Origin of the sequence: Pseudorhizobium tarimense, from assembly GCF_022968135.1 — a bacterium.
GTDB lineage: Bacteria > Pseudomonadota > Alphaproteobacteria > Rhizobiales > Rhizobiaceae > Neorhizobium > Neorhizobium tarimense.
This window is the reverse complement of sequence record NZ_JALJRA010000009.1, coordinates 144219-156479: the sequence shown is the minus strand read 5'-3', so window position 1 is coordinate 156479 and position 12261 is coordinate 144219. Positions and strand designations below refer to the sequence as shown.

The window sequence follows — 12261 nt, the reverse complement described above, 5'->3', positions numbered from 1 at the left end:
CAACGGAAACAGCGACGGTCCAGATGAACAAGAGCCTGAAACTGAACAGCCGGGACAAGGCGCTTCTGGTGCGCACGCCGTTCATGACATCACTCGGCGGCGACTCGCTAGTGAAGATGGTGAATGCGGCGACGATTGCCAGCGTCCCTGCCCGCCATGTTCTGTTTGGTGAGGGCGAAGCCTCAGACCACTTCTACTGCGTACTCTCCGGCTATGTACGCCTCTACCGCCTTCAACCGCGAAGGCCGGGAAGCCGACATCCGCATCTGTGGTCCCGGCGATACCTTTGCCGAATGCCTGATCTTTGGCGACGACACCTACCCTTTCAATGTTCAGACGGCTGAAAACGCCACGCTTGCCCGTTTCGGCATCCACGCAGTGCGGACACTGGCGGAACAGGCGCCCGATGTCGCCAAGGCGATCATGCGCTGCCTGTCGCAGCACCTGTTGGCGACCATGGAATGCGTCGCGAACGATCGTCTTCACACCGCCCAGCAGCGGGTGGCGGAATATCTGCTGAAGAATTGTCTGGTCGACGGAGGCGCGACGTCGCTCCGCCTGCCGTTCCAGAAGAGCCTGCTCGCGGGCATGCTGGGGCTTGCGCCGGAAGCGCTCTCGCGCGCCTTTTCCTCGCTTTGCCGCGTCGGCGTGGCCGTGCGTGGGCGGCATCCTCCAGATCGGCGACGTCAACGCCCTGCGCGACATCTAGAGGCCGCCGTTCTCCTTCAGGAAGCGGACGACGTGGTCGACGCCATCGCCGCTCTTGAGGTCGGTGAAGAGGTGCGGCCTCGGATCCCGCATCTGCCTGGCATCGCGATCCATCACATCAAGATCGGCGCCGACATAAGGCGCCAGATCCTTCTTGTTGATCACCAGGAGATCGGAACGCGTGATCCCGGGGCCGCCCTTGCGCGGGATTTCCTCGCCCTGGCAGGTGGAGATCACGTAGATAGTGAGGTCCGCCAGGTCGGGCGAGAAGGTCGCGGCGAGGTTATCGCCGCCGGATTCGATGAAGACGATATCGAGGTCCGGAAAGCGCTCATTTAAGCCCGCGATCGCCTGCAGGTTGATGGTTGCATCTTCGCGGATTGCCGTGTGCGGGCATCCACCTGTCTCCACCCCCACGATGCGGTCAGAGGAAAGAGCCTGCATCCGCACCAGCGCCTCGGCGTCTTCGCGCGTATAGATGTCGTTGGTCACCACCGCGATGGAATACTTGTCCCGCAGGGCCTTGCAGAGCTTTTCCGTCAGCGCCGTCTTGCCGGACCCGACGGGGCCGCCGATGCCGATGCGAAGCGGACCATTCTGCGATTTCATGCGATATCCTTTCGTCTGCGAAGGCTCGTTCCTCAGGAGCGAAAGAGCCTGGAATGCTGTGTTTCGTGCCGTAGCGAAGCAATGTCTACCTGAATGGCTGCCGTACCGAGATCGTCCAGAGTGGCGCCCGAGACATCGCGAATGACTTGCCCGATCTCCGTCTCCAGCGCCGCCAGAATGGCAACGCCATCCATCTGCCCGCAGGCGCCGAGACGGATGCCGGCGGACACGGCCTGCGAAAGGGCCGCATGCAGGTAAGCCGCCAGCACATCCTCAAGCGATATCCGGTGCGCCGCAGCGATGGCGCCGACCGCGACTGGAAACGGCACGTCAGCCGGCAGACGCTCCAGCACCGGCGCCGGCCAGGCGCGTGCGGTGGCGACGAAGGCTTTGCCGAGGGACAGCGTCTCGAAATGGCGTTCGGCCGAACCGGCAAGCGCCAAGCCCAGTTCAGAAAGCTCCGCCAGTCCCTCATGGTCCTCATGCCGCCGCCAACCCTCACCGAACAGAATGGCATCGTTCCAAAGGCTCCCATGGCGAAGCACGGCGACCAACCATGACCGCAGCTCCGAAGCGTCCTGCACAAGCCGATCATGCACCGCCCGCTCCAATCCGCCGGACCAGGCAAAGCCGCCGATCGGGAAGGCAGGGGACATCCATGCCATCAAGCGAAGCAGGGTCTGCGTTCGAAGCTCTTCACCCGTCATGGCTATCCATGCCGGTGATGATGGTCGTGCCCATGAGAATGTCCGCCGTGGGCGTGGTAAGCGCCACGGACTGGATGGAATGGCTCCTCCACTTCGGACACGGTCGCACCCAACCCTTCCAGCATCTTGCGGATGACATGGTCGCGAAGGATGAGGATACGCTCCGCCTCGATCTGCGCCGAAAGGTGCCGGTTGCCGAGATGCCAGGCAAGCTCTGTGAGATGCATGCGGTCGCGTGCGGTAATCTCGAACAGCTTCTCCGCAGCTGCCGCAATCGCGAGATTGCTGCCGTCCTCCAGGACCAGCCGGTCCCCATCGGCAAACAGCACCGGCTCCTTCAGGTCGAGCATCACCATCTCGCCATTTGACAGATGCAGCACCTTGCGCCTCAGATGGCGCAGGTCGTGCGGCAGCGCGATCGTGTCGACCGGGGGATCGGTGATGACGCCGGCGTGGTGGTATGCGGTTATGCGTTGCATGCGTTGGTCCTCGAACGGGGATCGCGCCCCAGCGGCTTCCGGAAATAGATGACGCGTTCGGTCTCGATGAAACCCCAGTGCTGATGAGCCCTGTGAGAGGAGATGTTGTGCATCTCAGCGTCCGAACAAAGTTCGACATAGCCTTTCGCCCTAAGATCCGCCTCAATCTGTGCCAGCAGGAGCCGGGCGATCCCCATCCGGCGATTGTCCTCTTCCACGAAGATTCCTTCTAGGAAAGGCACCGGCGTCGACGTGCAGCCGTTCGCATAGGGACGGATAGAGATCTCGGCGAAAGCTATCAGGACCTCGGCACGAAACGCGCCATAGCAGGTGCCGGCTTGGCGACGCTGCAGATCCTCTATCTCAGCAAGATGCGCCTCAGCCGATTGGTCCGACCACAAGGAATGGCGCAATGCCGACCATGGCTCGAAGTCCGGCGGCGTCAGCAAGCGGACGGAAACGAGATCGCACGGCATCGTCAAAACAGGAAATAACGCTGCGCCATCGGCAGCACAGTGGCAGGCTCACAGGTGAGCAATTCACCATCGGCACGAACCTCATAGGTTTCCGGGTCGACCTCGATGTGCGGCGTCAGCGAATTATGGATCATCGACGCCTTGGAGATGCCGCCGCGGACGTTCTTCACCGCTACCAGCTTCTTCGCCACGCCGAGACGCTGCGCAAGTCCACCATCCAACGAAGCCTGCGACACGAAGGTGACGGAGGAATTGGTCCTGAGCTTGCCATAGGCGGCAAACATCGGCCGGTAGTGCATCGGCTGCGGCGTCGGGATCGAGGCGTTCGGATCTCCCATCGGCGCTGCGGCGATGGATCCGCCAAGCAGCACCATCTCGGGCTTCACGCCGAAGAAGGCCGGGCTCCAGAGCACCAAGTCGGCCCGCTTGCCGACTTCCAACGAGCCAATCTCATGTGAGACGCCGTGGGCGATCGCCGGATTGATCGTGTACTTGGCGATATAGCGGCGGACGCGGAAATTGTCATTCTCGCCCTTCTCGTCACTCAGCCGGCCGCGCTGGCGCTTCATCTTGTCGGCCGTCTGCCAGGTGCGGATCGCCACTTCGCCGACGCGGCCCATGGCCTGGCTGTCGGAAGAAATGATGGAAAAAGCGCCGATGTCGTGCAGGATGTCTTCCGCCGCGATTGTTTCCTTGCGGATGCGGCTCTCGGCAAAAGCGATGTCTTCGGGGATCGACGGCGACAAGTGGTGGCAGACCATCAGCATGTCGAGGTGTTCGGCCAGCGTGTTGACTGTGTAGGGCCGCGTCGGGTTGGTCGATGACGGGATGACGTTCGGCTGCCCGCAGACCTTAATGATGTCCGGCGCGTGACCGCCGCCCGCCCCTTCCGTGTGGAAGGCGTGGATCGTGCGGCCCTTGATGGCGGCCACCGTGTTCTCGACGAAGCCCGATTCGTTCAGCGTATCCGTGTGGATCATCACCTGCACGTCGTGTTCATCGGCAACGGTGAGGCAGTTGTCAATCGCAGCCGGCGTCGTGCCCCAGTCCTCGTGCAGCTTCAGCGACGAAGCGCCCGCGAGGATCATCTCCTCCAGCGGCTTCGGCAGCGAGGCATTGCCCTTGCCAGCAAGCGCGAGGTTCATCGGGAAGGCATCGAAGCTCTCGATCATCCGCTCGATATGCCATGCGCCGGTGCAGGTGGTGGCGAGTGTTCCGTGAGCAGGCCCCGTCCCGCCGCCCAGCATGCAGGTGAAGCCGCTCATCAGCGCTTCCTCGATCTGCTGCGGGCAGATGTAATGGATATGCGCATCCATGCCGCCGGCGGTCAGAATCTTGCCCTCCCCTGCGATCGCCTCGGTCGAAGGGCCGACGATGATGGTCACACCCGGCTGCGTGTCCGGATTGCCGGCCTTGCCGATCGCGTGGATGCGGCCGTCCTTCAGGCCAACGTCGGCCTTGTAGATCCCGCTATGGTCGACGATCAATGCATTGGTGATGACGGTGTCGACCGCGCCTTCTGCGCGTGTCGCCTGGCTCTGACCCATGCCGTCGCGGATCACCTTGCCGCCGCCGAACTTCACCTCCTCGCCATAGGTGGTGAAGTCCTTCTCCACCTCGATGAAGAGTTCGGTATCGGCGAGCCGCACCTTATCGCCGACGGTCGGACCGAACATGGCGGCATAGGCGGCGCGGGAAATCTTGTGCGGCATGTGATAAAACCTTCTCTATAGGGATCAGGGAACTGGCAATCGAGCAGATCAGATGCCGTCCATCACATCCGTCAGTTCTTTCAGTTCTTCCGTGCGCGTGCGGGTGAGATCGGCCTGGCAGGCGTAAATGAGCATCGGCTCCATCGTGCCGCCGTGAGCCTGAAAGCCGACGGAGGTGCATTGCGCATCGCGGAAGCCAACCCACGCCCGCTGAGCCGCGACCAGTGCATCCTCCGCACCCTTGAACTCCGCCATGGCATCGGCATCCCAAGCCTTCATCACCTGCCGCGCCTGCTTGTACTGCGCGTTCAAAACCTCATCTGCCGCCGCGAAATCCCGCTCGGCGCAGTAGGTCATCTCCATCTGCGTCTGCGCATTCTGGCAGTCGATATCCGGCTGATCCTGGGCGGAGACCGGCACCTCGACCAGAAGAACGCATCCGCTCAGCAGGAGCGAAAGAACGGGCTTCAACATTCAGAGTGCTCCCATGATCTTCTGCTGGAAACCGTAAACCGTGCGCGTTCCCGACAATGGGATCAGTGTCACCTGCCGCCTCTGTCCGGGCTCGAACCGCACGGCGGTGCCGGCAGGAATGTCGAGCCGCATGCCGCGGGTCATCTCGCGCTCGAAGACAAGGCCCTCATTGGTTTCGAAGAAATGATAGTGGCTGCCGACCTGGATCGGCCGGTCGCCGGTATTGGCAACCTCGATCACGATCGTCGGCGCGTCCGCGTTCAGCTCGATTTCCCCTTCAGAGGCAATGACTTCCCCCGGAATCATGAATCAGCCCCCTAACCTCTTAACGTATCGGTTCATGCACAGTGACGAGCTTCGTTCCATCCGGGAACGTCGCCTCCACCTGCACGTCATGGATCATCTCGGCGACCCCTTGCATGACCTGGTCGCGGCTGATGACATGCGCGCCGGCTTCCATCAGGTCGGCGACGGAGCGGCCGTCACGGGCGCCTTCGACAACGAAGTCGGTGATCAGCGCGATGGCTTCCGGGTGGTTGAGCTTCACGCCCCGCTCAAGCCTGCGTCGAGCTACCACGGCGGCCATGGAAATCAGCAGCTTGTCTTTTTCTCTCGGCGTCAGGTTCATGATCGTTCAGCACTCATTATCAAATGTTCCAGACCTTCGGCACCGGAGCGCCATTTCGCAATACGGTAATTACCGGTACCAGCACTTTTCTTAGTTCGAATCCGCTCGAAGCGATCAGCCGGACGACGAGCTTGCCGTTCCAGCGGCTCGCCCCGCCGTTGGTTAAGCCCAGCGCGTCGCGCACCTTCGGCAGCAGTGCTTCGGCAAGCGGGCCGACATAGAGTACGGTCGCGAAAGCCGTTTGTCCGGCAAGCGTCGCAGGCTGCGAGGCGACCGCGTTGACTTCACCCTCGAACCGCACGTCTTCGGCATGAACGAGCCGGCCTCCGCGCCGCACCCGCCAGCGATCGCGAAACAGCCCGCGGTTCAACCGCTCGCCCATTGCCTGCCGCCCCATCAGGACAGCTTCGACTGCCAGGAATTCTGATGTATCGTGAAGATCGACCTCCAGCCGGCGGCTGAGCGACGACTGGTCGAACAGGATGGTTTCCTGCGGCATCCAGTGAAGCGCCGCGTTCGCGGCAACGCGGAGGTTGGTAGTGAGGGACGCAGTGCCGGAGGCGGCTCGGTAGACCTTCTCGTTCGCCTGTGTGGTGACGGTGAGGCGGGTAGAAGCAGCGGCGGCGACGGACCATTCGATCACGTCGCCGCCAGTCAGTCCCCCTGACGTATTGATAAGGATCGCCTCCATATCGGGCGAGAAGGTGTCCGGAAGGCGGATCTTGGCGCAGCCTTCCTGGTAGAACTCCGAAAGACGCGTACGTCCATCGAAGAGCTTGGTTACAAGGCGCCCTTTGCCCCTTGCCCGCTGCGGCGCTTCTCGATGGGCTGCGAAATGCTGCTGCACGTGGTTCCCCGCAGATCGGCGTCCGGTTCGTCGCTCGTTGTTGCCGCCGCACAGGGAGCGCCTGCCATCGCGGCAGCAGGTGCCGCCGTCGCAACCAGACTCGCCTTGTCGGCCTTCTGAAAGAAGTCCCACATCCGCTCTGCCGGATCAACACGCGGATCGAACGAAGGCTTGGATGACGTCGCAACCTTGGCCAGTCCAGCCTGAGCCTCCGCATTCGCGGCAAGGACGTTTTCCGTCGCGCTCGGTTTCGGCCAGGCATGAGTGCCGTCAGCAAAGACGTAAGAAGCAATCCGCGCACCGTTCTTGCAGGTGTCGTAGGTGCCGTAGGTCACGCCACCGACCGTCTCGATCTTGGCGCTGCCGCTGCAGCCGTCGAGCTCGCTCCATCGCTGGATCGCGGTTTTAAAGCCGTACTGCCAATACGGCTTGCCACCGCCGGCGTACGGGTTTGCCGTGTCCTTCTGGCCGGCGAAGGCCATGATGGAAATCGGCCGCGCCGGCGAACAGGATTTCGGATCAGGCCGCCAGCTGCCTTCAACCTCCACCGGCGCGCCGGCGCGCAGCGAGTGGACGAAGCCGGCTGCGGCAAAGTCGCTGTGGCCGCTGCAGATGTAGTGGGACAGCATGCGTCCGCCCCCGGAATAGCCGGACGCATAAATGCGGCCAGGATCAACACATAGGTCACGCTTCACTTGCGTCAGTGCAGACGTTATAAACCCGACCTCGTCGAGACCACCTTCCGCCGTGGTAACGAGCGGCACGTTCCAGGCGTGTGTGCCGGGATAGTGACCGGCAAGGCTGCCCTGCAGGGCCACGACAACGAAACCGTTCTTCTCGGCAACCTTGTCCCAGGAACTGCGCTTCAGCTGCCCATCTGGATTGCTGTCGCTGCCGTGAAAGTCGAAGACCACCGGCAGCTTCTCCTTGCCGGTGTAGGAAGACGGAACGAACACGACGCCGGAGCGTATGGCATCCGTCGACTGGACGCTAAGGTCGTAGCGGCCTGCCGGAAGCGACGTACCACAGCCTGCCGCGGCGGCGACGCCGGAACAGGCGCCCAAGAAAAAAGCTCCTACCGTGATCAAACGAGCAAGAGCGGCTGAAGCTTGAAAGCCAGCGATGCGTGCAGATGCCATCAGCGCCTCACAAAAGGGGTGCAGGGGGTATCACTCGGTGCGCAATACTCTAAAACTGCGGTGGTATTAGCATATGCAAGCTGGCTTTGAAACGATCTAAAGGGATAGAAGCTATGCGAGTTGTTACCTTAAACAGTAAGGTGCCGCCTTGCTTCTGCCGTATCCAGCGTTGCGGCAAGACCTTCGTGCACAATTTCGCCACGGTCCATAATATAGACGCGGTCGGCGAGTTCCCGGCAGAAGTCGAGATACTGTTCCACCAGCAGGATCGCCATGCCCGTCGAGTCCCGCAGGTAGCGGATCGCGCGGCCGATATCCTTGATGATCGAGGGCTGGATGCCCTCCGTCGGCTCGTCCAGCACGAGGATCTTTGGCCGCATCACCATGGCGCGGCCGATGGCCAACTGCTGCTGCTGGCCGCCGGACAGGTCTCCACCGCGCCGCGACAGCATGGTGCCGAGCACCGGGAACAGGCTGAAGATCTCATCCGGTATAACCCGCTCCTTGCGTGGCAGCGGCGAAAAGCCCGCTTCCAGATTTTCCTGGACCGTCAGCAGCGGAAAGATTTCCCGTCCCTGCGGCACATAGCCGACGCCTTTTTTTGCCCTCGCATAAGGAGCAAGGCCATCGAGTGCTGAGCCGCCAAAGCTGATCGAACCGCCGCTCACAAGATGCTGACCGGTGATGGCCCGCAACAGCGAGCTCTTGCCGACGCCGTTGCGGCCGAGAACGCAAGTGATCTTTCCCATCTCCGCCGTCAGGGAGACCCCGCGCAAGGCTTGTGCCGCACCGTAATGGAGGTTGATGTTGTCGACTGTCAGCACGACGCTGTTCCCCCGTTCGACCGCGCCTCAGCGCCCAAGATAGTTTTCGATAACCTTTGGATCGCTCGAGACGAAGTCGATCGATCCCTCGGCCAGGACAGCCCCTTCGGCGAGGCACGTCACCTTGACCCCGAGTTCGCGGATGAAGCCCATGTCGTGCTCGACCACGACCACCGAACGCGTCTCGGCGATCTCGCGAAGCAGGATGGCCGTCTCGGCGGTCTCGGCGTCGGTCATGCCGGCCACCGGCTCATCGACCAGGAGCAGCTTCGGCTCCTGCGCCAGGAGCATGCCGATCTCGAGCCACTGCTTCTGGCCGTGCGAGAGATTGGCGGCAAGCTCGTCCGTGCGATGCGTCAGGCGGATGGTCTCGAGGATCTCCTCGATGCGAGCCCGGTCCTCACCAGTGAGCGCGTAGAACAGCGTGGCGAAGACGCCGCGGGAGCGGTTCAGCGCAAGCTCCAGATTGTCCCAGACGGTATGGCTCTCGAACACCGTCGGCTTCTGGAACTTCCGCCCGATGCCGAGTTGGGCGATGTCCGCCTCATCCCGCTTGGTGAGGTCGATGGCGTCCTCGAACAACACGGTGCCGGTATCGGGTCGCGTCTTGCCGGTGATGATGTCCATCATCGTCGTCTTCCCGGCGCCGTTGGGGCCGATGATCGCCCTGAGCTCACCCGGCTCCACCACGAAGGACAATGCATTCAGTGCTTTGAAGCCGTCGAACGAGACCGAGACGTTTTCAAGATAGAGCAGGCTCTTTGACCGCGTTTCAGCAACCGTCGTCATCGTCCTACTCCGCAGCCTGTGGCATCATGTCGGTATCCTCGCCCTTCTCGCGCTCGGCGGCCGCCTTAAGGGCCTTGCGGGCGTTCCACCCATGCTGGATCGTCCCGACGATGCCCTTGGGCAGGAACAGCGTGACGGCGATGAACAGGCCGCCCAGTGCGTAGAGCCAGAACTCCGGGAAGGCGCCGGTAAAGAAGCTCTTGCCGGCATTGACGACAATAGCGCCGATGATCGGCCCGATCAGCGTGCCGCGCCCACCGACCGCCGTCCAGACCACCACCTCGATGGAATTAGCCGGCGCGAATTCGCCCGGGTTGATGATGCCGACCTGCGGCACAAAGAGTGCGCCCGCAATGCCCGCCATCATGGCTGAGACGACGAAGGTGAAGAGCTTGATGTTTTCCACCCGAAACCCGAGGAAGCGCACGCGGCTTTCCGCATCCCGCACGCCGACCAGCACCTTGCCGAACTTCGAGCGCGCGATGGCCGACGCAATCAGCAGGCAGAGCGCCAGCATGATGGCCGACAATGCAAACAGCACATTACGGGTACCGGCCGCCTGCACGGAAAAACCCAGGATGTCCTTGTAGTCGGTAAGGCCGTTATTGCCGCCGAAGCCCATGTCGTTGCGGAAGAAGGCGAGCATCAGCGCGTAGGTCATCGCCTGTGTGATGATTGACAGATAGACGCCGTTGACGCGGCTGCGGAAGGCGAACCAGCCGAACAGGAAGGCGAGCAGCCCCGGCACCACCAGCACCATCAGCATGGCGAAGGGGAACATGTCGAAGCCGTACCAGAACCAGGGCAGTTCCTTCCAGTTGAGGAAAACCATGAAGTCCGGCAGCAGGGGATCGCCATAGACGCCTCGGCTGCCGATCTGGCGCATGAGGTACATACCCATGGCATAGCCGCCCAGCGCGAAGAAGGCGCCGTGGCCGAGCGAAAGGATGCCGCAATAGCCCCAGACAAGATCAAGCGCGAGCGCCAGCAGCGCGTAGCAGAGATACTTTCCGAACAGTGACACAGCATAGGTTGGGACATGGAAGGCACTTCCGGCCGGGACCAGCAGGTTCAATGCCGGCACGAGCACGGCAATTGCGAGAAGGACACCGATGGCGACGACGATCTTGCCTTCCAGCGCGCGAAGAACGAACCTGGTGATCATGCTTCCACCGCCCTTCCCTTGAGTGCGAAGAGCCCGCGCGGCCGCTTCTGGATGAAGAGGATGATCAGCACCAGCACGAGGATCTTGCCGAGCACGGCGCCGGCCCAAGGTTCCAGGAACTTGTTGAGGACCCCTAGCGACATGGCGCCGACGAGCGTGCCCCACAGATTGCCCACCCCGCCGAACACCACCACCATGAAGCTGTCGATGATGTAGCTCTGGCCGAGGTTCGGCGAGACGTTATCGATCTGGCTGAGCGCAACACCGGCAATCCCGGCGATGCCGGAGCCGAGCGCGAAGGTGAAGGCATCGACCCAGGGCGTGCGGATTCCCATGGAGGACGCCATGCGGCGGTTCTGCGTAACGGCCCGCATCTGAAGCCCGAAGGAGGACTTCTTCATCAGCACCAGCAGCGCAAAGAAGATCGAAAGAGAGAAGATGATGATCCACATGCGGTTCCAGGTGACATTCATGCCTCCCAGCGCAAAGGAGCCGGACATCCAGGAGGGATTGCCGACTTCCTGGTTGGTCGGGCCGAAGATCGACCGGATCGCCTGTTGCAGGATGAGCGAGATCCCCCAGGTGGCGAGCAGCGTTTCCAGCGGGCGACCGTAAAGGAAGCGGATCACGCCGCGCTCGATCGCAAGCCCGACCGCCGCCGTCACCAGGAAGGCGACCGGCAACGCGATCGCGAGCGACCAGTCGAAGAGCTGCGGGGCGCTGGAGCGGATGAGGTCCTGCACCACGAAGGTGGAATAGGCGCCGAGCATGACCATCTCGCCATGCGCCATGTTGATGATGCCCATGACGCCAAAGGTGATCGCGAGTCCAATTGCCGCCAGCAGCAGCACCGAGCCGAGCGACAGACCGTACCAGACGTTCTGCGCCATGTCCCAAAGCGCAATCTCGCTCTCGATCGCGCCGATCGCCTTGTCGATGTCCGGCTGAAGGCTGGCGTCGACGGAGCCATAGGCGCCGCGCAGCACGCCGATCGCGTCGCGTCCGCCATAGTTGCGGATCCGCTCGATCGCCTCGCGCTTCTCCTCGATGGAGCGGCCGGAGGTGAGCAGCGATACGGCCCGTGCCTCCTCCATTCTGGCTCGCACCTCGCCATCGGTTTCCTTGGCAAGAGCGGTTTCAATGAGTTCGAGATTATCCTCGCTCGGCGCGGCAAGCATGGTGTTAGCTGCCTGCAGCCGCGCATTGCGGTCCGGGCTCATCAGCGTCAGGGCGCCGAGTGCATCCCGGATAGCGCGGCGCAGGTTGTTATTGACCTTGATCTTCGTCATTGCACCCTTGGCCGCCTCGCCGGCGCTCTCCCCCGTCAGCGGGTCGACAAGCGCCAGCTTGGAGCCCGATGTCTTGGTGATGAAGACGACATCGTCAGCCTTGCGGGCATAGAGGTCGCCCTCGGCAAAGGCTTCCAGCGCGGGCACAACGCGAGCGTCACCTGTCGCGGCGATCTGGCCGATGATCTCTTCGGCCTGCTTGAAATTCGCATCGGCCAGTTGATCGATGAAAGGCTTGGGATCGCTCTGCGCCAGAGACGGCGCGGCGGCGGAAATGATCAGAAAAAACAGAGTGACGAAACGGATTAGCATGCTCTTGGCCCCCGGTTGGCTGCGCGTGAGGGGCGCGACCCGCCCCTCTTCCGCCTGCCGGCACCTTCCCCCGCATCCGGGAGAAGAAACGTCTGCGCCGTGC

14 protein-coding genes and 1 pseudogene are annotated in these 12261 nt (G+C 62.4%); 1 reads left to right on the top strand and 14 read right to left on the bottom strand.

Going from position 1 to position 12261, the window contains the following annotated elements:
* Positions 1-23 precede the first annotated feature (23 nt).
* A pseudogene (locus MUU54_RS12810) lies at positions 24-709 on the top strand (Crp/Fnr family transcriptional regulator).
* Here MUU54_RS12810 and ureG read toward each other — a convergent pair.
* The 14 genes from ureG to urtB all read right to left on the bottom strand — a co-directional run bounded on the left by ureG (position 706) and on the right by urtB (position 12158).
* Positions 706-1317, bottom strand: coding sequence for an urease accessory protein UreG (ureG, locus tag MUU54_RS12805; RefSeq protein WP_247244408.1), 612 nt, complete (start codon positions 1315-1317; stop codon positions 706-708). The pseudogene MUU54_RS12810 and the gene ureG overlap by 4 nt on opposite strands.
* Positions 1318-1349: 32 nt before the next feature.
* Entirely contained in the window at positions 1350-2024 is a 675-nt protein-coding gene (locus MUU54_RS12800; protein ID WP_247244407.1) for an urease accessory protein UreF, read from the bottom strand.
* A gap of 2 nt (positions 2025-2026) precedes the next feature.
* Positions 2027-2503 carry an urease accessory protein UreE gene (gene ureE / locus MUU54_RS12795; RefSeq protein ID WP_247244406.1) on the bottom strand — a complete coding sequence of 159 codons (477 nt, stop codon included), beginning with the start codon at positions 2501-2503 and terminating at the stop codon, positions 2027-2029.
* On the bottom strand, positions 2491-2979 hold the full coding sequence (locus MUU54_RS12790) for a GNAT family N-acetyltransferase (protein WP_247244405.1): 489 nt from the start codon (positions 2977-2979) through the stop codon (positions 2491-2493). Before MUU54_RS12790 ends, ureE begins: the two co-directional genes overlap by 13 nt.
* Before the next feature lie 2 nt (positions 2980-2981).
* On the bottom strand, positions 2982-4691 hold the full coding sequence (ureC, locus tag MUU54_RS12785; RefSeq protein WP_247244404.1) for an urease subunit alpha: 1710 nt from the start codon (positions 4689-4691) through the stop codon (positions 2982-2984).
* Between the two features lie 48 nt (positions 4692-4739).
* On the bottom strand, positions 4740-5165 hold the full coding sequence (locus MUU54_RS12780) for a lysozyme inhibitor LprI family protein (RefSeq protein WP_247244403.1): 426 nt from the start codon (positions 5163-5165) through the stop codon (positions 4740-4742).
* Entirely contained in the window at positions 5166-5471 is a 306-nt protein-coding gene (locus MUU54_RS12775) for an urease subunit beta (RefSeq protein ID WP_247244402.1), read from the bottom strand.
* Positions 5472-5490: 19 nt separating this feature from the next.
* Positions 5491-5793 carry an urease subunit gamma gene (locus MUU54_RS12770; RefSeq protein WP_247244401.1) on the bottom strand — a complete coding sequence of 101 codons (303 nt, stop codon included), beginning with the start codon at positions 5791-5793 and terminating at the stop codon, positions 5491-5493.
* A 19-nt stretch (positions 5794-5812) separates the two neighbouring features.
* Positions 5813-6640: an urease accessory protein UreD gene (locus MUU54_RS12765; RefSeq protein WP_247244400.1), complete on the bottom strand. Its 828-nt coding sequence runs from the start codon at positions 6638-6640 to the stop codon at positions 5813-5815.
* Entirely contained in the window at positions 6574-7704 is a 1131-nt protein-coding gene (locus MUU54_RS12760; protein WP_247244399.1) for a CE1 family esterase, read from the bottom strand. Before MUU54_RS12760 ends, MUU54_RS12765 begins: the two co-directional genes overlap by 67 nt.
* 203 nt (positions 7705-7907) lie before the next feature.
* Positions 7908-8603: an urea ABC transporter ATP-binding subunit UrtE gene (urtE, locus tag MUU54_RS12755; RefSeq protein WP_247244398.1), complete on the bottom strand. Its 696-nt coding sequence runs from the start codon at positions 8601-8603 to the stop codon at positions 7908-7910.
* Positions 8604-8630: 27 nt separating this feature from the next.
* On the bottom strand, positions 8631-9392 hold the full coding sequence (gene urtD, locus MUU54_RS12750; RefSeq protein ID WP_247244397.1) for an urea ABC transporter ATP-binding protein UrtD: 762 nt from the start codon (positions 9390-9392) through the stop codon (positions 8631-8633).
* A gap of 4 nt (positions 9393-9396) precedes the next feature.
* Positions 9397-10557 (bottom strand): urea ABC transporter permease subunit UrtC, encoded by a 1161-nt coding sequence (gene urtC / locus MUU54_RS12745; RefSeq protein ID WP_247244396.1) that lies wholly within the window; start codon positions 10555-10557, stop codon positions 9397-9399.
* Positions 10554-12158: an urea ABC transporter permease subunit UrtB gene (gene urtB, locus MUU54_RS12740; protein ID WP_247244395.1), complete on the bottom strand. Its 1605-nt coding sequence runs from the start codon at positions 12156-12158 to the stop codon at positions 10554-10556. The genes urtC and urtB overlap by 4 nt, the downstream gene beginning before the upstream one ends.
* Between the last annotated feature and the right edge of the window lie 103 nt (positions 12159-12261).